Genomic DNA, 20,637 nt, shown 5'->3' with positions numbered 1-20,637 from the left:
CTCAAGGTTCGGGGTCAGTGGCCGGTATGGCCCTGGGGTTTGCGGATGTTGATTTCAGTGCCGCCCGCAGGTGCGGCCGCATTGCCAGGCTGGGGCCGGGTGGGGTCGGGTAGCGCGCCCTTCCATTCATAAGCCTGCGTGCCGGCCGGCTGCCGGTACCAGCCCGGATCCTTGTAGTCGCCGGGCTTCTGGTCCCCGCGCACCTTGAGCACGCTGAACATGCCGCCCATCTCCACGCCGCCGTAGGGGCCCTTGCCCGTCATCATGGGCGCGGTGTTGTCGGGGATCGGCATCTCCATCTCGCCCATGTCGGCCATGCCGCGTTCGCCCATCACCATGTAGTCGGGCACAGCCTTCTGGATTTTCCTGACGAGGCCGCGGTGATCCACGCCAATCATGGTGGGCACGTCGTGACCCATGGCGTTCATGGTGTGGTGGCTCTTGTGGCAATGAAAAGCCCAGTCGCCTTCCTCGTCGGCCAGAAATTCAAACTGGCGCATCTGGCCCACGGCAACATCCGTCGTCACTTCCGGCCAGCGGGCCGGCCGCGGCGTGGGGCCGCCGTCGGTGCCGGTCACCGTGAACTCATGCCCGTGCAGGTGCATCGGGTGGTTGGTCATGGTGAGGTTGCCCACACGTATGCGCACCTTGTCGTTCCTGCGCACCACCAGCGGGTCAATGCCGGGGAAGATGCGGCTGTTCCAGCTCCACAGGTTGAAGTCCAGCATGGTCATGATCTTCGGTGTCATGCTGCCGGGCTCGATATCGTAGGCGTTGAGCAGGAACACGAAGTCGCGGTCGACGACGTCGATGAGCGGATGTTTTTCCCTGGGGTGTGTGACCCAGAAACCCATCATGCCCATGGCCATCTGCGTCATTTCGTCGGCATGCGGGTGGTACATGAAAGTGCCGGGGCGCCGCGCCGCGAACTCATACACAAACGTCTTGCCCACCGGGATCGCCGGCTGGTTCAGCCCGGCCACACCGTCCATGCCGTTAGGCAGGCGCTGGCCATGCCAGTGGACGCTGGTGTGCTCGGGCAGTTTGTTGGTGACGAATATGCGAACGCGGTCGCCCTCGACGACCTCAATGGTGGGACCCGGGCTCTGCCCGTTGTAGCCCCACATGTGGGCCTTGAAGCCTGGGGCCATTTCGCGCACCACCGGCTCTGCGACCAGGTGGAATTCTTTCACGCCGTTGTTCATGCGCCAGGGCAGCGTCCATCCATTCAGGGTGACGACCGGGTTGTAGGGCCGACCGTTCGGCGGCACCAGGGGCGGCGCGGTGTCGGCCTTGTTCATCGTCACGGGTTCCGGCAGCGCGGCCATCGCCACCTTGCTGACGGACGCTGCGGCAACCGCCGTCAGTGCCGTGCGGTTAAAGAAGTTTCGTCGGTTCATGGGATTCCTCGTGTTGGGATGTGCGCTCAGTGCGCTGCGGCCGTAGCGGCGCCGGTTTTGCCGGAAGACCTGGACGCGGCCGGGCCGGGCGATGCGCCGGCCAGCACTGCCTGAAGGTCGGCTTCGGCAAGCCAGAAGTCGCGTTGCGCCTCGATGGTTTCGGCAGCGGCCAGGGCCTGCGCGCGTGCGCCGGCCAGCAGGTCAAAGACGCTGGTGAGCATGCCGTTGTAGCGCAGCACCGTTTCATCCTGGATGAAGCGGTAAAGCGGCATCACCTCCGTCTGGTAGTGGCGTGCCAGGTCGTGAGCCGTGCGGTAGCCGTGGTAAGCCTCGCGTGCTTCGCTGCGCGCCCTGACTGCCAGTTCGCGCACGCGGGCTGAATCACCCAGGGTGTCCCACAGGCCGCCGGCACCGGGCTGGGGCCGGATGGCGCGTTGCCCTGCCCATTGCGCAGTCGCCAGGCGCAGGTCCAGCCGCTGCTGCAACACGCGTCCTTCTATATCCGGCAGGTCTTCCGCTTTTGGCGGCAGGTCGGGTAGCCGCTCAGGCAAGGTGAAGCCGGCTTGCGCGCCCCACAGGCCCATCACCACCACGAGCTTTTCGCGCTCGCTGAACGCTGCCTGGCGTGCACGCGCCAATTGCGCCGTGGCCTCGGCCACCAGCAACTGTTCGCGGGCCTGTTGCAGCTTGCTCCAGTTGCCTGTGCGTGCCATGCGGCGCGCCAGCTCGCCGGCGGCCTCCGCGTTCTCCCTGGCTTCCTCCATAAAGCGTGCTGTCTGCGCGGCGGCCACCGCATTGATCCAGGCTTTACGGGTTTCGCTGGACAGCAGGGTGATGTCTTGCGCGGCCTTGAGTTTTGCCGGACTGGCCGACACGGCATCCGTGATGTTGACGCCTTCGCCGGACAGCGACAACTGCAAGCCGGGGTTATTGAGCAGCGTAATGCGCACCGCACTTTCTGCGCCGAGCAGGCCTTTCAGCAGGTCGGCAACGGCGGCGCTGGTGTCTTTGCCCGGCCGAGCGATGAGCACAGGAGGCGTCGTGCCGGAGCCGCCCGGTTGAGGGGTGGCCAATGCTTGCAAGCCACTCATGCCGCCATCCGGCACTGCCGTTGTGCAGCCCGTGAGGGCCAGCATAAGCAGTGCCAATGACCCCAAACGTGGAGCGATGCGGCGTTGGGCGGCAGCGGAGGTCATGCCGGGCCTCATGGTTTCGGGGCGGCGGGCGCCGCAGGTTCAATTCGTGGTGCTTGGGCCTCTTCCCATTTCAGCAGGTCGGCATGCCCCTTTTTGAATTGGCCCGCAGTGGCGTTGGATTTTTTCCAGTCATCGCTGGCCGGCTCCACGCCCTGCGGACGGTTCACAAATACGGACTGGTACGTGATGGCTGGCACCAGCGTGCCTGGGCTGGCAGCCTCTTCGGTGGGTCTGGGGTTCACCCGGGGGTAGGGATCTGCCTGCGCATGGGCCCCGGCAGAACCGACGAAAAACAGCGCGAGGGCCAGCGCTACGCGCGGGCCGAAAATGAAACGAATGGTCACAAGAATCTCCTGAATACAAGCGGGGCGATTTGCGGAAAATCGCGGGTATCCGGCGTGAAGAGCCTGAAAGGCCCCGCCGGACGGCAAGTACAGGCCCAGTACGGGCCTGGAGATCAGGAAATGGGTGGTTTTTGGCCCAGCGCAGCGTCGGCGCTGGCGAACTGGTCTGACGCTGGACGCAGCAGGCTGCGCCCTTTGAAAACGGGACTATGGTCTGGCGCAGCAAGCGACAGTGCCACCGTATGGCAGGCCTGGCAGGCCGCGCAGGATTCACAACCCGCATCATTCGCCGGAGTGCCGCTGTCGGTGGTGTGCCCGGCACAGTCGTGCATGGCCATGGTGGCTTCGGGCGACGTCTCTTCGTGACCTGAATGGCCCTCGGCCCCCATATGGTGAGCGGAAGCAGCTATCGTTTTGGTAGCGGAGTGTTCCGCGGAAACAAGCTGCCCGTGTTGCACATGGGCCGCGGCCATCTGCGTCGCCATTGCATCGCCTACCCAGCCGCGCAAGGGCAGCAGGGCGATCATCAGGGCGAGGAGCAGGTGGCGCATGGGTGAATGATAGGCCATGCGTTTAAAAAGTTCCCGCGCAAACCCATCAAGCTTGCCATCGCAAGGCCGGCAGTGGAAACTGTCAAGATCACTCATGACAAGTAGATTCGTCCTTTGAAACTTCATTCCATGCTTTTGAAACCCGGCGTCGCAGCCGCCCTGGCTTCGGCTTTCCTGTTCGGCGCGGGCACGCCGCTGGCCAAGTCACTGCTCGGCCAGGTCAACCCCTGGATACTAGCCGGGCTTTTGTACCTGGGCTCCGGTCTGGGGCTGGCGATCTATCGCCGGCTGCGCGGTGCTGCCCGGCCACGCCTGAACCCCGGCGAGGGGCGATGGCTGGCCGCGGCCGTGCTATGTGGCGGCGGCCTGGCGCCGGTATTGCTGATGCACGGCCTGTCAGCCATGCCTTCCAGCCATGCGGCACTGCTGCTCAATGCCGAGGCTGTATTGACCGCCGTGCTCGCATGGATGGTGTTCAGGGAAAATTTTGACCGCCGTATTGCGGCGGGCATGGCCGCTATCGTGGCGGGTGCCGTGCTGCTGAGCTGGCCGCAGCGGGCAGCGGCCACGGCGGGGTCAACATTCAGCGCGCTGTGGCCCGCGTTCGCCGTGATCCTGGCGTGTTTTTTCTGGGCCCTGGACAACAACTTCACGCGCAAGGTGTCGTTGGTGGATGCGTCATGGATTGCCTGCGTGAAAGGACTGGCAGCCGGCGTGACCAATCTGCTGCTGGCTTTTGTGGCGGGCGCGGCGTTGCCGGGTGCGGTACAAATCTCGGCCGCGATGGCGGTCGGCCTGCTGGCCTACGGCGTGAGCCTGGCGCTTTTTGTGGTGGCCTTGCGGCACCTGGGGGCATCAAGGGCCGGCGCCTACTTTTCGACGGCACCTTTTGTGGGCGCGCTGTTTTCCGTGGTGTTTCTTGCCGAGCCCGTCACCTGGCAACTGATGGGCGCCGCCTTGCTGATGGCCATCGGCATCTGGCTGCACCTGACCGAGCATCATGCTCACATGCATCGGCACGAAGCGCTGGAACATGAACACCTGCATGCGCATGACGCGCATCACCCGCATGAGCATGCGCAGGCGGTTCCAGGAATGCATTCACATCGCCACCGCCATGAGCCCCTGGCCCACAGCCATGCGCACTACCCTGACGCCCATCACCGTCACGGGCATTCGGGCGGCTGAAGAAGACGGCCTCGTTTAGACCGCAAACAGGTCTCAGGCGTTTTGAAGTTGCAGCTGCGCCTTGTCGATCCAGAGCTGCAGGCTGTCCAGCAATTCCTTCTGGCTGAAGGAGCAGCTTTCTTCTGTGAAAAGCGCGGCGGACTCCAGCCGGTTGAGCAGTTGCGACAGCACATCATTGAAGCGGGCCGGCAAGGCAGCTGCAAGGCTTTGCTGCTGCGCGGCCAGTTGTGCAAACGCGCCCACGCGAATGCCATCACTGCGCAGTTGCTGCAGCGCAGCTTGCAGTGCTTCGAGTTGCTGTTGGGGTGTCATGGTCTGGTTGTGGAGTTTGAAGGGACGTTCAGGCGGCGGCGGACACCTGTACCCGGGCCGGCATGCGGTCGAACACCAGCGTCAACATGGCCAGCAAACCAAAAGGCACGCCGACCCAGCCCAGCTGCGCAAAACCCACCTGATCGAGCACCGCACCGCTGACCACGGCGCCCAGCGCCGTGCCCACATACAGCATGGAGCCATTGAGGCTGAGCAGCAGCGGCGCCTGCGCGGGCGACAAGGTAGCCAGCCGGCTTTGCTGCGGTGCCATCAGCCCGAAACCTGCAATGCCCCACAGAACCAGCACGGCCATGGTGGCCGGCACATGGCCGCGTGTCAGCGGCAGCAGGCACATCATCGCCACCAGTACAGCCAGCTGCACGCGCATGCTGCGCAGTGCGCCAAAGCGGTCGGTGGCCCAGCCGCCCATCAGCGTGCCGGCCACGCCCGCCAGGCCGAATACGGCCAGCGTGGCGGAAAGCTGCGCTGAACTCATGGGATTGAGCGCCTGCAGTACCGGGCCGACATAGGCAAAAACACTGAAGATGGCGATGAAATACAGCAGCGTGCGGCCCCATACGCGCAGCACCGCGGGCTGGCGCGCTGCGGCGCGAAAACCCGCAAAGCTGGTGCCTGCGCTGGCCATGTCGGCCGGGATCAGCCAGCTCGCCGCGACCAGCGCAGCCAGGCTGGCCCCAGCCGACAGCCAGACCGGCACGCGCCAGCCAAACTCAAAGCCCAGCCATGCGCCGACCGGCAGGCCCACGGCGTAGCTGATGCTCATGCCCAGGAAGGTGATGGACAGCGCCCGGCCGCGCAGGGCCGGCACCACCATGCTGACCGCCAGCGCCGATGCCGCGGCGGTGAACATGGCACCTGCTCCCATCAGCACACGGCCCATCAGCAGCAGGGGAAAGTTGGGCGCGAGTGCGCAAACCAGGCAACCGGCCGTAAACAGGCTGAGTGCCAGCTGGACGGCGCGTTTGCGCGGCCAGCTGGCGGTGAGGATGATGAGCAGGGGCGCCAGCACCGCGGTGGCAATGGCGTATGCCGTCATGGCCTGGCCGGCGGCCGCCACGCTGATGCCCAGCGAGGCACTCATGGGCTGCAGGATGCCGCCGAGCACAAAAGCCCCGCTGCCGATCACCAGGTTGCACAGGGCGAAGAAATAGAGAATGGGCGGCATGGCAGTCATGGGCAGCGGGAGTCCGGTGGGCAGATCGGGGCGTAGTCATGTTGCGGGCGAGCGGTTGGGCAACAAATTGGCCTTCAGCCCAACAGGAACGAGCGCAAGCAGCTATCAAATTGAGAGCAACAAAAAGACATCCCCGCTATTGTGCGGGAACTCACCCAACCCTGCAGGAGCGGGGGAAAGTCGGCCTGGCGCGGCCCCGTCAGGTTTGCGGGATCCAGGGCCCGCTGGCGGGCAGGGTTGATGTGCTTTGCAGCACTTCCAGGTCTACCGGCTGCGGCGTGTTGTCGCCCGCGCCCTGGATTTTCACGATGTCCTGCGGGCAGGCGGAAAACGCGACAAAGCAGTCCATCTCGGCGCGCAGCGTGATCGAGTCGCCGGCTTTCGTCACGGTGGGCAAGGTTTTGAGTGTGATGCCGTCGGGCTGCACCCGGATGTTCATGAAGATGTTGAACGAAGCGAGGATGGCGCGCGGAGGCGTCAGGCCAAGCTCGAACATGCCTTCAAACATGTTGTCGCAGCAGTTGCGGTGGTAGCCCTTGACACCCAGCAGTTCATAACGGCGGCGGTCACAGGCGGCCATGAAGGTGTCGTGCACGCCGGGCGTGCTGTCTTCCACCACGGTGAGGATAGGGTGGCGCTGGTTCGTGACGAAAGAGTCGCCGACGACGGGATTCAGGTGCTGGTTCCAAACGCGGGTGGTTTCCATGCACATGAATTCGTTCAGGTCGTAGGCGTTAAAGGCCCAGCAATCGACCACCTGCGTGCCATGGGTGTTGATGACCTTCACGGCTTGCCCGGCCTTCAGGCGCAGCGCCTTGCCGTGGCCGGCGGGAATATGCAGCGTGCCAGGCGTCGCGGAAGGTCTCATGGATTTCCCGGGTTACTGGATCATGCCGAGGAACTGCTTCAGCTCGGCGGTTTGTGGATTCGAAAACACTTCGTCAGGCGGCCCGATCTCGTGCACGCGGCCCTGGTGCATGAACACCACGCGGTCGCACACCTTGCGCGCGAAGTTCATTTCGTGGGTCACCATCAGCAGCGTCATGCCTTCGGCTGCCAGGCTTTCCACGACCTGTAGCACTTCGCCCACCAATTCCGGATCCAGTGCGGAGGTGATCTCGTCGCACAGCAGCACCGAAGGCTGCATGGCCAGTGCGCGCGCTATCGCCACGCGCTGCTGTTGCCCGCCCGAAAGCTGGTCGGGCCAGGCCTCGAATTTTTCGGCCAGGCCCACACGTTGCAGGAGCGCCCGCGCATGTTCTTCGGCGGGAGCGCCCGCCGTTTTCTTGACCAGCGTGGGTGCCAGCATGATGTTTTTGCCGACCGTCAGGTGCGGGAAGAGGTTAAAGCTCTGGAAAATCATGCCGACGTGCTGGCGCAGTTCGCGCATGACCTGTGGACTGTCATGCAACAGGTGCTTGCCGTCCACACGCAGCGTGCCGCTCTGAAAGACTTCCAGCCCGTTGATGCAGCGCAGCAGCGTGCTTTTTCCCGAGCCACTTTTGCCGATGATGGCGATCACCTCGCCGGCCTTGACCTCCAGATCAATGCCTTTCAAGACCTCGTTGGCTCCGAAGCTTTTGCGAAGTTGATTGATCTCGACAAGAGTCCTGTCGGACGAAGTTGTTGCGGCGGCTGGTGGTGCGACGTTAGCGTCCATTTCGGGCTTTCCTCTCAAGCTTGCGGGCATACAGGGACACGGGGAAACACAGGGCGAAGTACATCAGCGCGACGCAGCTGTACACCACAAAGGGTTTGAAGGTGGCGTTTGTAATCATGGTGCCGGCCTTGGTCAGTTCGATAAAACCGATCACCGAGGCCAGCGCCGTGCCCTTGATGACCTGCACCAGGAAACCCACGGTGGGCGGCACGGCAATGCGCACGGCTTGCGGCAGCACGATGTACTTGAGCTGCTCGCCGAAGTTGAGCGCCAGGCTTTGCGCGGCTTCCCACTGGCCTTTCGGAATGGCGTCGACGCAGCCGCGCCAAATCTCGGCCAGGTAGGCGCTGGTGTAAAGCGTCAGCGCCACCGCGGCGGCCACCCAGGCGGGCACATTGATGCCGAAGAGCGCCAGGCCGAAGTAAGCCAGGAAGAGTTGCATCAGCAGCGGCGTGCCCTGGAACAGCAGCACATAGCCGTCCAGCGCGCGGCGCGTGATGAGCGCGGCCTTTTGTGCGCCCGGCACCGCGCGGGTGGCGGACAGCCGGCCGACCAGCAACAGCATGCCGACGATGCCGCCGCCTATGAAGGCGACGAGTGAGAGTACAACGGTCCAGCGCGCCGCCAGCAGCAGGTTGCGGAAGATGTCCCAGACAGAAAATTCAATCATGGTGTTACCCGGCCTTTCCAGTTAGCGACCGAAGAGGAACCGGGGTCCCATCCAGTTGAGGAGCTTTCGCACCGCAACGGAGAGCACCAGATAAATCAGCGTGGCGATGATGAAGGCCTCAAACGCCCGGAAGTTGCGACCCTGGATCAGGTTGGCGGCGTAAGACAGCTCCTGCGTCGAGATTTGCCCGCACACCGCGGAACCCAGCATCACAATGATGATCTGGCTCACCATGGCGGGCCAGACCTTCTTGAGTGCCGGCGGCAGCACCACACGGGTATAAATCTGCACCCGGTTGAGCGCCAGGCTTTCGGCCGCTTCAATCTGCCCGCGCGGCGTGGCTTCAACGCCCGCGCGAATAATCTCGGTGGCGTAGGCAGACAGGTTGATCACCATCGCCAGCACCGAGGCCGTCTCAGGCGAGAGCCTGAAGCCCGCGGCCGGCAGGCCGAAGAAGATAAAAAACAGCTGCACGATAAATGGCGTGTTGCGGATCAGTTCCACATACGTGCCCACCACCCAGCGCAGCCACGTTGGCCCGCTGGCACGCGCCCAGGCAAACGCCATGCCCATGAACATGCCGAGCACCGACGAGATCGCCGTCAGGCCCAGCGTCCACGCAACGCCAATGGCCAGCAGCGGCCATTGCGACAGCACGGCCATGAAATCCAACTCAACGCGCATCTGGTGCTCTCCTGTTGAACGACGATTGCCTTCCCTGCCAGTGGCCGCAGTGGAACCGGCTTAGCCGGGCCACAAGCGGCGCCCCCTGCAAGGGGGGAGGCGGTTACGCGAAGCGAACCGCAACGGGGGTTAGGGAAGATTCCCGGCAGGGCGGCCCAGCCACTTCATCGCGATCTTGTCCAGGTCGCCATTTTTCTTGGCCTCTGCAATCACTTCATTGACCTTCAGGCGCAGCTTGTCCTCACCCTTGGCCACGCCGATGAAGTTGGGGCTGTCGCTGAGCAACAGCTTGTATTCGGTGTTCAGTTGCGGGTTCTTGGCCATCATGTTGCCGGCGACTGACGCGCCGGTGGCGATCAGTTGCACCTGGCCTGCGGTGTAGGCCGACACGGTGGTGTTGTTGTCTTCAAAGCGTTTGATGTCGGCGCCGGCGGGTGCAACCTTGCTCAGCTCCTGGTCTTCCAGCGCGGCGCGCGTGACACTGATGCTCTTGCCGGAAAGGTCGGCAAACGACTTGACGCTGACGCTCTTGGGGCCGAACACCGCCTGGAAGAAGGGCGAGTAGGCCACCGTGAAGTCGATGACTTTTTCGCGGTCGGGGTTTTTGCCAAGTGTGGAGATCACCAGGTCGGCCTTCTTGGTTTGCAGGTAGGCGATGCGGTTGGCGCTGGTGACAGGCACGAGCTCGATTTTTACGCCGAGTTTTTGGGCAATGTAGCCGGCCATTTCCACGTCCAGGCCCTGGGGTTTCAGGTCAGTGCCCACCATGCCGTAGGGCGGGAAGTCGGTCGGGATGGCGATCTTGATTTCCTTGGCCTTCATGATGTCGTCCAGCGCAGTCTGTGCATGGACACCGGTTGCGCCCAGCACGGCGGCTGCGGCAAGGGCAAGAGAAAAAACGCGTTTGCTGGAATTCATAGAAGGGCTCCAAGGTAAGTTGAGGAATCGTCAGTGGGTTTGGCCGAAGCACGGCCGGGCTTGCGAACACGGGAGGGCAGCGACGGCGCGGCCTTGTTGCTGGGGCTTTGCGCATCCAGTGGACTTAATGCACTGCGCAGATGCGACAGCGGGTCGCCGGCGCTGGTTTGCAGTTTGAGCGCGGCCTGCACGCTGCCGATATGGGCCTGCATGAGTTTTTCGGCCTTGGCCAGGTCACCCTTTTCAAGCGCCTGCACGATCTGCACATGCTCTTCGCAGGATTGCGCCGCATCGTGCGACGACTGGTAGAGCATGGCAATGAGTGTGGTGCGCGCGGTGAAGTCGCGCAGGGTATCGGCCAACAGGCTGTTTCCCAGGCATTCGGCCAGGCACACATGAAAGTCACCCAGCAGGAAGCTGCGCAGGCCCACGTCGTCGCCCTTGACGGCGGCTTTCTCGCGGGTGAGGTGGCTTTTGAGCTGCTTGATGGCGGCCTTGCTGACGTCACCGGTGCAGCGGATCAGGCCCATCTCGATCACGCGGCGCGCCTCGAAGGCTTCGCGAGCCTCTTCCTGCGAAGGCTCAATCACATACCAGCCGCGCCGGCTGCTGACGGTGACAATGCCGCGCACCGCCAGGCGGGTGAGGGCTTCGCGCACGATGGTGCGGCTGCAGTCAAACAGCATCGCCAGTTGTTGCTCGCCCAGGCGCGCGCCGGGCGCGAGCTTTTGCGCCATCACGGCTTCAATGATGCGGTTGGAGATGTCGGAGGCTGTGGCCATGCACCCTGTAGTGCATATCTCGTGCCAGCTGCCAAACTGGTTCAATTAACTGGTATACAAGTTATGTGCACCTGTCTGGCGTGCCTGGGAGCCAAAATTGCGGGGTTTTGGGGCCGTCTGCACCAGAAAGGGGAATGGCGTGGGCGCGTGGCTCTGGCTGCCGGCGCCTCTACCGCGCCGGATCCTGTCAGTCCAGCCTGGCGCCCGAAGCCTTGACCGCCTGGGCCCAACGCGGCATTTCAGCGGCCAGGAACTGGGCGAACTCGTCACTGCCCATGAAGGCAGGGTCGGCCCCTTGCGTGACCATGCGGTTGCGGATGTCCGGGCTGGTCATGACCTGCTTGAAGGCATCGCTGAGTTTGGCCGCTACGTCCTTGGGCAGGCCGGCGGGTGCGAGGAAGCCGTAAAAGCCCACCACCTCAAACCCCTTGATACCCGATTCAATGACCGTCGGGATGTCGGGCAGGGCGGGGTTGCGCTCCTTGCTGGTCACGGCCAGCGCGCGCACCTTGCCCTGCTTGTGATAGTTGGCTGCCTGCGGAATCGATTCGGCCATGAACTGCACCTGGCCTGCCATCAGGTCGGTGAAGGCTGGCGCGCTGCCACGGTAGGGGATGTGCACCATGAAGAGCCCGGTGGCATTCTTGAACATCTCGGGCACCAGATGGCTGATGCCGCCGTTGCCGGCCGATCCGTAGTTGACCTGGCCGGGCCTGGCCTTGGTGTAGGCGATGAATTCCGTGAGGTTGTTGACCGGCAGCTTGGGGTTGACCAGCAGCGCCAGCGGTTGCATGGCGGTGCGCGCAATCGGGGTGAAGTCTTTCAGCGTGTTGTAGGGCAGCTTGCTGTAGAGCGCGGGGTTGATCACCATCACGCCGGTGTTGGCCAGCATCAGGGTGTAGCCATCGGGCGCGGCCTTCATGACGTCTTGTGCGCCCACGGTGCCGCCGGCGCCGGATTTGTAGTCGATCACGATGGGCTGACCCAGCACGGCCTGCAGGCGCTCGGTCAAGAGGCGCGCATGCTGGTCCAGCGGGCCGCCGGCCGGAAAGCCGATCACCACGCGGATGGGCTTTTCCGGAAAAGCCGCGAACGCTGCGCCAGAGGCCAGTGCTGTGAAAGCCAGCGCGCACGCCGACATCAGGGTTTTTCGTCGAAGGGTGAGAAGTCGGGTCATGGGGGTCTCCTGATGTTTCTGCTTTTATTTCTGCGTGCAAGCGGTGAGGCCGGAAGGACTTCCACCGTGAAAGGGGATGCATGTGTTCTTGCGCGGGCTGCCGTGCAGGTGCAACCCATCATAGTGAGCGCGGGTCGCTCAAGTGACAGTGTTTTATCAGGAGCTTCCCGGATGTGGACAGCGCGGACTCGGGGTAGGCTGAGACCCCAAGTCAGCACTTGCCTGGAGCCTTTTCTTGACCCTTGATTCCAACACCGGCCAGGCCGTCCCTGCAGCAACTCCGCACAACCTGCACCACCAGGTCTGGCCCAAGCGCCTGCCGCACAGCATCACGCCGCCGGCAACTTCGTTGTGGCACAACCTGGCGGTCAGCGCGCTGCGCTTTCCGGACAAGCCCGCGCTGGTTTTCTTCAACCGCGTGCTCAGCTATGCCGAAGTAATGCGGCAAGCCGAGCGCCTGGCGGCCACGCTTTACCGCATGGGGGTGCGCAAGGGCGACCGCGTGGTGCTCAACATGCAGAACTGCCCACAGTGGGTGATCGCGCACTTTGCGATCCTGCGGGCCAACGCCGTGGTCGTGCCGGTCAACCCGATGAACCGGGCCGAAGAACTCAAGCACTACATCACCGATCCCGACGCCCGGATTGCCATCACCACGGCCGACCTGGCGCCCGAGCTGGCCCGGGCCAATGCGCAGCTGTCGCCCGTCGAGCGGCTGTCACACCTGGTGGTCACGCATTACAGCGATGCTTTTGACATGGCGCCCCAAGGCAGCAACGATGCGGCGATGCCCGAAGCCTGGCGCGAATGGCTGGGTACGCGCCACGCGCTGCCCGTGCTGGAAGGCGGTACGGTGATGAGCTGGGCTGATGCGATGACGGCCGGAGAAACCGCAGAGCTGCCCCCACACACCGCCACGCCGCAAGACTTGGCCGTGCTGCCCTATACCAGCGGCACCACCGGCCTGCCCAAGGGCTGCATGCACACGCACGCCAGCATCATGCACAACGCAGTGGCCAGCTGCCTGTGGGGCGGCAGCACGTTTGAAAATGTCACGCTGTCCGTGGTGCCGATGTTTCACATCACAGGCATGGTGTCGGTCATGCACGCTTCCATTTACGGCAGTGCGACGCTGGTCATCATGCCGCGATGGGACCGCGAGCTGGCCGGGCGCCTGATCTCACGATGGGGGGTGACGCACTGGACGAATATCCCCACCATGGTGATAGATTTGCTGGGGAGTCCCAACTTTGCTTCTTTCGATTTGAGTAGCCTCGTCTACATCGGCGGCGGCGGTGCGGCCATGCCGCAGGCCGTGGCCCAGCGCCTGTGGGAGCAATACGGTCTGCGTTTTGCCGAAGGCTACGGCCTCACGGAAACCGCGGCGCCCTCGCACAGCAATCCCTATGACGCCACCAAACAGCAATGCCTGGGCGTTCCCTTCATGAGCTGCGACTCGCGCATCATCGATCCGGTCACGCTGAAGGAAGTGCCACAGGGCGAGCAAGGCGAAATCATCATGAGCGGGCCGCAGATATTCCAGGGCTACTGGAAGCGTCCCGATGCAACCGCCGACGCCTTTATCGAGATCGATGGCAAGCGCTTTTTCCGCTCCGGCGACTTGGGGCGCATGGACGAGCAGGGCTATTTCTTCATCACCGACCGGCTCAAGCGCATGATCAATGCCTCGGGCTTCAAGGTGTGGCCGGCCGAAGTGGAGGCGCTGATGTTCAAGCACCCGGCCATCCAGGAGGCCTGCATCATCAGTACCAAAGACGCCTACCGCGGCGAAACCGTCAAGGCGGTGGTGGTGCTGCGCGCCGCGGCCAAAGGCCAGACAACGGAAGACGACATCATCAACTGGTGCAAGGAGAACATGGCGGCGTACAAGTATCCACGGGTTGTGCAGTTTGTCGATGCCTTGCCCAAGAGTGGCTCGGGCAAGGTCATGTGGCGAGCCTTGCAGGAAGCGGAGCAGGGCGCAAAGTGACTGACTCTGGCACGATGCGGGTTATGAGCCTTCTGAGTGCCACCCGGAGACAAAATTGAAAATCACATCGGTCAAGCCTTTCATCCTGCATGTGCCCGTTACGGGCTCGCAGATTGCTGACAGCACCCACACCATTTCGCACTGGGGCGTGGTCGGTGCGCAAATAGACACAGACAACGGCCTTACCGGCTACGGCTTCACCGGCACCCATGCCCATTTGCCGAGCGACCAGCTGATCACGCGCTGCATCGAGACCTGCCATGCGCCGCTGTTGATCGGTGAAGACACGGCAGACATCCAGCGTTTATGGCTCAAGCTGGCGCGCAATCCGGCCCTGCAATGGGTGGGGCGCGCCGGCATCATCACGCTGTCTCAGGCCGCCATCGACATCGCGCTGTGGGATCTGAAGGCCAAGGCCGCGGGCGTGCCGCTGTGGAAGCTGCTGGGCGGCCAGGTGCGCGAGAAAGTACGCGCTTACAACACCGACATCGGCTGGCTCAGCATCCCCGACGACCAGCTGGTGGCCGGTGCGAAGCGCGCAGTCGACGAAGGCTTCACCGGTATCAAGGTCAAGATTGGCTCCAGCGTCGACCGCGACCTGAAACGGCTGGAAGCGGTACGCCGTGCCATCGGCCCCGCCATCACGATGGCGACCGACGGCAACGGCAAATGGGACTTGCCCACCTGCCAGCGCTTTTGCCGCGCGGCAGAGGCATTTGATTTGTACTGGATCGAAGAGCCGCTTTGGTACGACGACGTGAAAGGCCATGCGCAACTGGCGCGCAGCACCACCATTCCCGTCGCGCTGGGCGAGCAGCTCTACACGCACGATGCATTTGCTGAATTCTTCCACCAGGAAGCCATTCATTGGGTGCAGCCCGATGTCACGCGCATGGGCGGCATCACCGAAGTGCTGCGGGTGTGCGACACGGCGCATTCCTTCCGGTTGCCGGTGGCGCCGCACGCGGGCGACATGAGCCAGGTGCATGTGCACCTGAACCACGCGCACCCGGCGTGCACGGTGCTTGAATACATTCCCTGGATCAAGGACTGCTTTCTGGAGCCCGCGCAGGTGGTGAGCGGCCACTTCAGCCTGCCGCAGCAGCCTGGCGCCAGCACCACGCCCACGGAAGCAGCCTGGGCCAGATACCGCCAGCCGGCCTCCTGATGTCGTTCGGATCATTTGTAGTAAAAAGTGGCTGAAAACCATAATGGACGGGCGCAAGCAGCTATAAAAATAGTAGCAAATTCCTGCGCGGCCGTGAAGGCTTTCCCGGTCAGGTATCGTGCTGCTCTGTCAACCCAACGAACACGCGGCGCTTGCTGCGCCTTTCCTGCATGGCCAAACCCGCCCCGCCTCTTCCCGCTTCGCCCGACCTGGATGACAAGCCCCTCGACGGCTGGCGGCTGCGCCTGTACACCATCATCTTTGAGGCCGACACCCGTGCCGGGAGGCTTTTTGACAAGACACTGATCGCCCTTATCCTGGTCAGCATCGCTGTGGTGATGGCCGACAGCGTGCAGTCGATTCATGCCTCGCACGGCCGGGCGTTCGCGGTGGTCGAATGGATTTTCACGCTGCTCTTCACCGCCGAATACATCGCGCGCCTGGTGTGTGTGCGCAAGCCGCTGCAGTACGCGACAAGCTTTTTCGGCATCATCGATCTGGTTGCCGTGTTGCCAACTTACCTGGCGCTGTTCTTTCCGGAACTCCATGCGCTCATCGATGTGCGCGTGCTGCGTTTGCTGCGCGTGTTCCGCATCTTTAAGCTGGCTGCCTACGTGGCCGAATACCAGTCGCTGGGCCGGGCGCTGGCAGCGAGCGGCCGCAAGATTCTGGTGTTCCTGTCGGCCGTGGTGATGATGGTGCTGGTGATGGGTACCGTGATGTACGTGGTCGAAGGGCCGTCCAACGGCTTTACCAGCATCCCGACCTCGGTTTACTGGGCCATCAGCACGGTCACCACCGTGGGCTTTGGCGACATCACGCCCAAGACCGACCTGGGCCGGCTGATCTCATCTTTCATGATGTTGCTGGGCTGGGGCATCCTGGCAGTGCCCACCGGCATCGTCACGGCCGAAATGGCGGCGGAGCGGCGCCTGCAGCATCTGGCCTTGCCAACCACGCGCACCTGCCATGAATGCCTGACCGAAGGCCACCTGCCCGAGGCAGACTTTTGCTTTCATTGCGGCGCAGAGCTGCCGCTTTATCAGCATCAAGACCAGCACAAGGATTCCGGGGACGCGAAGGATGCATCCTCTCGACGTTCTGGTGTTTAAGACTCGCCGGCCGTCAACCGGCGCGGCGTGATCTCTACCGACCCCAGCGCCGTGCTCATCCACACCGTGCCGTCCTGCACCGTCACCTGCAGCTGCATGCTGCGCTCAGCCAATTTGGCCAAGGCCTGGCTTTCTGCCGCGTCGATCTGCCAGACCACCAGGTTGGCGGCGCGGGTGAGCTTGGTTTCTATGTTCTTCCACCAGACCGGTGTGCTGCTGGCAAAGCTGTAGACGCTCACGCGTTCGGCGCGGCCCGCGGCTTTCATCAGGCGCTTGTCGTCGGGCTGGCCGACGTCGATCCAGTGCAGGATCTGCTCGGTGTAGTCCTTGTGCCAGAGCGCCGCTTCGTCCACGTCCCACAGGTCCTTGGCAAATTCCAGGTTGCCCTTTTTGTCGTCGGCCGGCACGTTCAACGCAAAGGCCAGCAGGCGGATCATCATGCGTTCGTCGGCCTCCGACGGGTGGCGGGCAATCGTCACGCTGTGGTCGGCGTAGATGCTGCGGTCCATGTCGGACAGGGCGAGCTGGGCTTTGTAGATGGTGGCTTTGAGTGCCATAAGGTGTACTTCTTTATCTCGGGTCTGGACGGGAGTTAACCCTCTATTGGAACAGAGCGGGGAGATCGCTGTCCCGGGTAACCCCGCCCGAGCGGGATTTAACCGGTCTGGCTATAGTGGCCCGACCATGCAACTGTCCGTCCTAGACCAGTCCGTCGCCGTCACCGGCCGTACGGAAGATGCCTCCATCCGTGAAACCCTGCAACTGGCCCGCCATTGCGAAGCGCTGGGCTACAAACGCTTTTGGGTCAGCGAACACCATAGCCACCCCAGCATCGTGGGGTCGGCCCCCGAAGTCTTGATGGCTGCCATCGCGGCCACCACCAGCCGCATCCGTGTGGGCAGTGCCGGTGTCATGCTGCCGCACTATGCGGCACTCAAGGTGGCCGAGCAGTTTCGGGTGCTGGAAGCCATCGCACCGGGTCGCATCGACCTGGGGGTGGGTCGCGCACCGGGCTCAGACATGCGCACCGCGCGTTTGCTGAGCAGCGACCCGCGCCAGTCGGCTGAGAACTTTCCCATCCAGGTGCGTGAGCTGCAAGCCTGGCTCGCCGGCGTTGACCTGCCCGAAGGCCACCCAGGCCGCGGCGTGACCGCCAACCCCATGGGCCCGACCGCGCCGGAGCTGTGGATGCTGGGCAGCTCCGATTACGGCGCGCAGCTGGCCGCGCACTATGGGCTGCCGTATGCGTTTGCTTACTTCATCACCGACGGGCAGGGCGCAGAGCAGGCGCTGGAGATTTACCGCTCGACCTACCGGCCCAGCCCGCGCCACCCGACGCCGCAGGCGGTGCTCTGCGTCTGGGCACTGGCGGCCGACACGGAGGCCGAGGCCTGGCACCACTTCTCGGGTCGCGAGCGCTGGAAGATAGACCGCAACCGCGGCGCGCTGGCGGCCCTGCCTTCGCCCGAAGAAGTCGCGCTACGCCCCTACACGCCGGTCGAGCAGATGGAGGCCGACAGGCTCAGGGCCAATGCGCTGGTCGGCAGCGGCCCGCAAGTTGCAGCCAAATTAAGGGCGCTGGCTCATACACTGGGGGTTGACGAGCTGGTCGTGATCACCTGGACGCACGATCCCGCCGCCCGCAGGCGCTCCTATGAACTGCTGGCGCGGGAGTTTTTCTGAACATGAAACCGGCTACCCCCAAAAAGCACTGAACAAATATCGAGACAAGGACCGCCCATGCAAACGCCTCCTGCCACTCCGCTCTTTAGCGCCGCCATCGCCGGCAGCCTGCCCAAACCCGGCTGGCTGTCGGAAACCCAAAAACTCTGGCCTCAGTGGAAAAGTGAAGGCGAAGAACTCAGGCAGGCCAAGGCCGACGCCACGCTGCTGTGGATCAAGGCGCAGGAAGACGCGGGCCTGGACGTGATTGGTGACGGCGAGCAGTCGCGCCAGCACTTTGTGCACGGTTTTCTGGAGCAGGTTGAAGGCATCGACTTCGAGCACAAGGTCAAGATGGGCATACGCGACAACCGCTATGACGCGATGGTGCCGCAGGTGGTGTCCCAGCTCAAGCTCAAGGGCCGGGTGCATGCTGCTGAAGCACGGCTGCTGCGCGCGCACACCACCAAAAAAATCAAATTCACCTTGCCTGGCCCGATGACGATTGTCGACACCGTGGCCGACCAGTTTTACGGCGACAAGGTCAAGATGGCGATGGCGTTTGCCGAGCTGCTGAACCAGGAAGCGCTGGCGCTGCAGGCCGACGGTGTCGACATCATCCAGTTCGACGAGCCCGCCTTCAATGTCTACATGAAGGAAGCCGCCGACTGGGGCGTGAGGGCGCTTGAGCGCGCGGCGCAGGACCTGACCTGCACGACCGCCGTGCACATTTGCTACGGCTACGGCATCAAGGCCAACACCGACTGGAAAGAAACCCTGGGTGAGGAATGGCGGCAATACGAAACCGTGTTTCCCGCGCTGGCCAAAAGCACCATCCGCCAGGTCAGCCTGGAGTGCTACCACTCTCACGTGCCGCCGCACCTGATGGCGCTGCTCGAGGGCAAGGACGTGATGGTCGGCGTGATCGACGTCGCCAGCGAGGAGATTGAAACGCCCGAGCAGGTGGCCGACACCATTGGCCAGGCGCTCAAATATGTGCCCAGGAACCGATTGATTCCCTGCACCAATTGCGGCCTGGCGCCCATGGACCGCGAAGTGGCGCTGAAGAAGTTGCAGGCGCTAGGCGCAGGTGCGGCGCTGGCGCGGGAACGCTACAAGTAAGGTTGGTCAGCGGACGCGGCATCGCTGCGCAGTGCGGGAGGCCGTTGTGCTGGACTGAATGCATGGCGCTGGTGTACGCTGACAGCATGAGCAATGACCCCACGCTTCCGCATCATCCTCACGACCACGATCATTCCCACGGTCCCGGACACAAGCATCCCCATGCGCATGGAGAAGCCGACCCGCCGTGGAAGCACGACGGCGTGCGCGTGATCGCCGGTAATCAGCTGGACAGCAACACGGCACAGACACCGGGCATGGACAGGCGGGCCGCCATCAACTTTGCCCGCGTGGGCGCACAAAAGCTGTGGGCCGGCACAGTGACCATCCACGCTGACGCCAAGACCGGCGCGCATCACCACGGCCACCTGGAGAGCGTGATCTATGTCATTCGGGGTAGAGCCCGCATGCGCTGGGGCGACCACCTGGAGTTCACCGCCGAAGCCGGTCCGGGCGACTTCATCTATGTGCCGCCCTACGTGCCGCACCAGGAAATCAACGCCAGCGCGACCGAGGTTCTGGAGTGCGTGCTGTGCCGCAGTGACGGCGAAGCGGTTGCTATCAACCTCGATATCGATCCTGTGGAGAAGCCGGACACGGTGCTGTGGGTGGACCCGACCCATCCCCATGGGGGCGTCTAAAAAGACGTGTAAAGCCTCGGTGAAGGCTGTATGAGGGCGGTGTGAACACGTGCTGAAGTGCGCAAAAGCGCACACTTTCACCTGAACGCGGAAAGCTTTCCTTACGAATGTCACTTCGTCCTACAGGATGTATCCGTCGGTGTTGTTACAACCGGGGCTCACACACAGGAGTTCCACCATGGACACCAACAACCAAGTTAATCAACCCGCCGTTCAACCTCAGCCTGCCCACCAGCCGGGCTTCTCGCAACGCCTGCAGCACAGCAAGGCGCTTGTCGCCATCGTTGCCGTGCTCGGCGTGACCGTCATGGCGCTGGCCGCCGCGCTGGTCGTCAACCGGTCCGACGCGCAGCCGGGTGGATCGGCCGCCGTCAATGAACCCGCGCAGACTTCCAAGCTGGCGGCCGATACGTCCAAACACACGCAGCCCGCCAAGCCGCACACCAATCCGGTCGTGGTGGCGCAGGCCACCCCGCGCGCCAATGTCTGCGCAACCTGCGGCACCGTCGAAGCTGTGACCCCTGTTCAACGCCAGGGCAAGGTGAATGGCGTAGATGTGGGCAACACCACCATCGGACTTGGCACGGTGGCCGGCGGCGTTGTCGGCGGCCTTGTTGGTAACCAGATGGGTGGCGGCAATGGCAAAACCGCCATGACCGTGCTGGGTGTTGCAGGCGGCGCATTTGCCGGCAACCAGATCGAGAAAAACATGAAGAAGGTCACCGTGTACGAAGTGCGCGTTCGCATGGACGATGGCACCGTGCGCAACATGGAGCTTTCCAGCGCCGTGGCAGTGGGCTCGAAGGTGATTGTTGAAGGCAAGAATCTCCGTCTGGCCTAAACATAGAGCCCCCACGCTCCCCAC

At 63.4% G+C, this 20,637-nt stretch carries 22 protein-coding genes; 8 read left to right on the top strand and 14 right to left on the bottom strand.

The window, feature by feature from the left end:
* Positions 1 to 14 precede the first annotated feature (14 nt).
* The 4 genes from AC1D11_RS04130 to AC1D11_RS04115 form a co-directional block, all read right to left on the bottom strand.
* On the bottom strand, positions 15 to 1,400 hold the full coding sequence (locus AC1D11_RS04130; RefSeq protein ID WP_477647413.1) for a multicopper oxidase family protein: 1,386 nt from the start codon (positions 1,398 to 1,400) through the stop codon (positions 15 to 17).
* A gap of 26 nt (positions 1,401 to 1,426) precedes the next feature.
* Complete coding sequence (locus tag AC1D11_RS04125) at positions 1,427 to 2,596, bottom strand: TolC family protein (RefSeq protein WP_477647414.1); 1,170 nt, start codon at positions 2,594 to 2,596, stop codon at positions 1,427 to 1,429.
* 8 nt (positions 2,597 to 2,604) lie between these two features.
* Positions 2,605 to 2,940 (bottom strand): hypothetical protein, encoded by a 336-nt coding sequence (locus AC1D11_RS04120; RefSeq protein ID WP_477647415.1) that lies wholly within the window; start codon positions 2,938 to 2,940, stop codon positions 2,605 to 2,607.
* 113 nt (positions 2,941 to 3,053) lie between these two features.
* Entirely contained in the window at positions 3,054 to 3,491 is a 438-nt protein-coding gene (locus AC1D11_RS04115; RefSeq protein ID WP_477647416.1) for a hypothetical protein, read from the bottom strand.
* 129 nt (positions 3,492 to 3,620) lie between these two features.
* Here AC1D11_RS04115 and AC1D11_RS04110 point away from each other — a divergent pair, with 129 nt between their 5' ends.
* A complete protein-coding gene (locus AC1D11_RS04110; RefSeq protein ID WP_477647417.1) occupies positions 3,621 to 4,679 on the top strand; it encodes a DMT family transporter in 1,059 nt (352 codons plus the stop codon).
* A gap of 33 nt (positions 4,680 to 4,712) precedes the next feature.
* Here the strand turns inward: AC1D11_RS04110 and AC1D11_RS04105 are convergent, their stop codons facing one another.
* The 9 genes from AC1D11_RS04105 to AC1D11_RS04065 all read right to left on the bottom strand — a co-directional run bounded on the left by AC1D11_RS04105 (position 4,713) and on the right by AC1D11_RS04065 (position 12,077).
* Positions 4,713 to 4,991 (bottom strand): hypothetical protein, encoded by a 279-nt coding sequence (locus tag AC1D11_RS04105; RefSeq protein ID WP_477647418.1) that lies wholly within the window; start codon positions 4,989 to 4,991, stop codon positions 4,713 to 4,715.
* 28 nt (positions 4,992 to 5,019) lie between these two features.
* Complete coding sequence (locus AC1D11_RS04100; protein WP_477647419.1) at positions 5,020 to 6,186, bottom strand: MFS transporter; 1,167 nt, start codon at positions 6,184 to 6,186, stop codon at positions 5,020 to 5,022.
* A 199-nt stretch (positions 6,187 to 6,385) separates the two neighbouring features.
* The gene (locus AC1D11_RS04095; protein ID WP_477647420.1) at positions 6,386 to 7,054 is read right to left on the bottom strand and encodes a DUF1989 domain-containing protein; all 669 of its coding nucleotides are present in this window, start codon (positions 7,052 to 7,054) and stop codon (positions 6,386 to 6,388) included.
* A 12-nt stretch (positions 7,055 to 7,066) separates the two neighbouring features.
* Positions 7,067 to 7,846 carry an amino acid ABC transporter ATP-binding protein gene (locus AC1D11_RS04090; protein WP_477647421.1) on the bottom strand — a complete coding sequence of 260 codons (780 nt, stop codon included), beginning with the start codon at positions 7,844 to 7,846 and terminating at the stop codon, positions 7,067 to 7,069.
* The gene (locus AC1D11_RS04085) at positions 7,836 to 8,516 is read right to left on the bottom strand and encodes an amino acid ABC transporter permease (RefSeq protein ID WP_457279229.1); all 681 of its coding nucleotides are present in this window, start codon (positions 8,514 to 8,516) and stop codon (positions 7,836 to 7,838) included. Before AC1D11_RS04085 ends, AC1D11_RS04090 begins: the two co-directional genes overlap by 11 nt.
* 21 nt (positions 8,517 to 8,537) lie before the next feature.
* Complete coding sequence (locus AC1D11_RS04080; RefSeq protein WP_477647422.1) at positions 8,538 to 9,200, bottom strand: amino acid ABC transporter permease; 663 nt, start codon at positions 9,198 to 9,200, stop codon at positions 8,538 to 8,540.
* 129 nt (positions 9,201 to 9,329) lie between these two features.
* Entirely contained in the window at positions 9,330 to 10,118 is a 789-nt protein-coding gene (locus tag AC1D11_RS04075; RefSeq protein ID WP_477647423.1) for a transporter substrate-binding domain-containing protein, read from the bottom strand.
* Positions 10,115 to 10,900, bottom strand: coding sequence for a GntR family transcriptional regulator (locus AC1D11_RS04070; RefSeq protein WP_477647424.1), 786 nt, complete (start codon positions 10,898 to 10,900; stop codon positions 10,115 to 10,117). Before AC1D11_RS04070 ends, AC1D11_RS04075 begins: the two co-directional genes overlap by 4 nt.
* Before the next feature lie 187 nt (positions 10,901 to 11,087).
* Positions 11,088 to 12,077, bottom strand: coding sequence for a Bug family tripartite tricarboxylate transporter substrate binding protein (locus AC1D11_RS04065; protein WP_477647425.1), 990 nt, complete (start codon positions 12,075 to 12,077; stop codon positions 11,088 to 11,090).
* A gap of 235 nt (positions 12,078 to 12,312) precedes the next feature.
* Here AC1D11_RS04065 and AC1D11_RS04060 point away from each other — a divergent pair, with 235 nt between their 5' ends.
* The 3 genes from AC1D11_RS04060 (at position 12,313) to AC1D11_RS04050 (ending at position 16,347) form a co-directional block, all read left to right on the top strand.
* Entirely contained in the window at positions 12,313 to 14,067 is a 1,755-nt protein-coding gene (locus AC1D11_RS04060) for a long-chain fatty acid--CoA ligase (RefSeq protein ID WP_477647426.1), read from the top strand.
* Positions 14,068 to 14,122: 55 nt separating this feature from the next.
* Positions 14,123 to 15,235 carry a mandelate racemase/muconate lactonizing enzyme family protein gene (locus AC1D11_RS04055; RefSeq protein WP_477647427.1) on the top strand — a complete coding sequence of 371 codons (1,113 nt, stop codon included), beginning with the start codon at positions 14,123 to 14,125 and terminating at the stop codon, positions 15,233 to 15,235.
* Between the two features lie 170 nt (positions 15,236 to 15,405).
* On the top strand, positions 15,406 to 16,347 hold the full coding sequence (locus AC1D11_RS04050; protein ID WP_477647428.1) for an ion transporter: 942 nt from the start codon (positions 15,406 to 15,408) through the stop codon (positions 16,345 to 16,347).
* Here the strand turns inward: AC1D11_RS04050 and AC1D11_RS04045 are convergent.
* Positions 16,344 to 16,904 (bottom strand): YaeQ family protein, encoded by a 561-nt coding sequence (locus tag AC1D11_RS04045; protein WP_457279222.1) that lies wholly within the window; start codon positions 16,902 to 16,904, stop codon positions 16,344 to 16,346. The two genes, AC1D11_RS04050 and AC1D11_RS04045, sit on opposite strands and share 4 nt — an antisense overlap.
* Before the next feature lie 127 nt (positions 16,905 to 17,031).
* Between AC1D11_RS04045 and AC1D11_RS04040 the strand changes: the two genes are divergently transcribed.
* The 4 genes from AC1D11_RS04040 (at position 17,032) to AC1D11_RS04025 (ending at position 20,613) form a co-directional block, all read left to right on the top strand.
* Positions 17,032 to 18,030 carry an LLM class flavin-dependent oxidoreductase gene (locus tag AC1D11_RS04040; protein WP_477647429.1) on the top strand — a complete coding sequence of 333 codons (999 nt, stop codon included), beginning with the start codon at positions 17,032 to 17,034 and terminating at the stop codon, positions 18,028 to 18,030.
* 57 nt (positions 18,031 to 18,087) lie between these two features.
* The gene (locus AC1D11_RS04035; protein WP_477647430.1) at positions 18,088 to 19,131 is read left to right on the top strand and encodes a methionine synthase; all 1,044 of its coding nucleotides are present in this window, start codon (positions 18,088 to 18,090) and stop codon (positions 19,129 to 19,131) included.
* Positions 19,132 to 19,217: 86 nt separating this feature from the next.
* Positions 19,218 to 19,772, top strand: coding sequence for a cupin domain-containing protein (locus AC1D11_RS04030; RefSeq protein WP_477647431.1), 555 nt, complete (start codon positions 19,218 to 19,220; stop codon positions 19,770 to 19,772).
* Positions 19,773 to 19,950: 178 nt separating this feature from the next.
* Positions 19,951 to 20,613: a glycine zipper 2TM domain-containing protein gene (locus AC1D11_RS04025; RefSeq protein ID WP_477647432.1), complete on the top strand. Its 663-nt coding sequence runs from the start codon at positions 19,951 to 19,953 to the stop codon at positions 20,611 to 20,613.
* Positions 20,614 to 20,637: the final 24 nt, after the last annotated feature.

It is taken from the genome of Polaromonas sp. P1_E11, from assembly GCF_056405995.1.
This window is presented reverse-complemented; position numbering and strand designations above follow the sequence as displayed.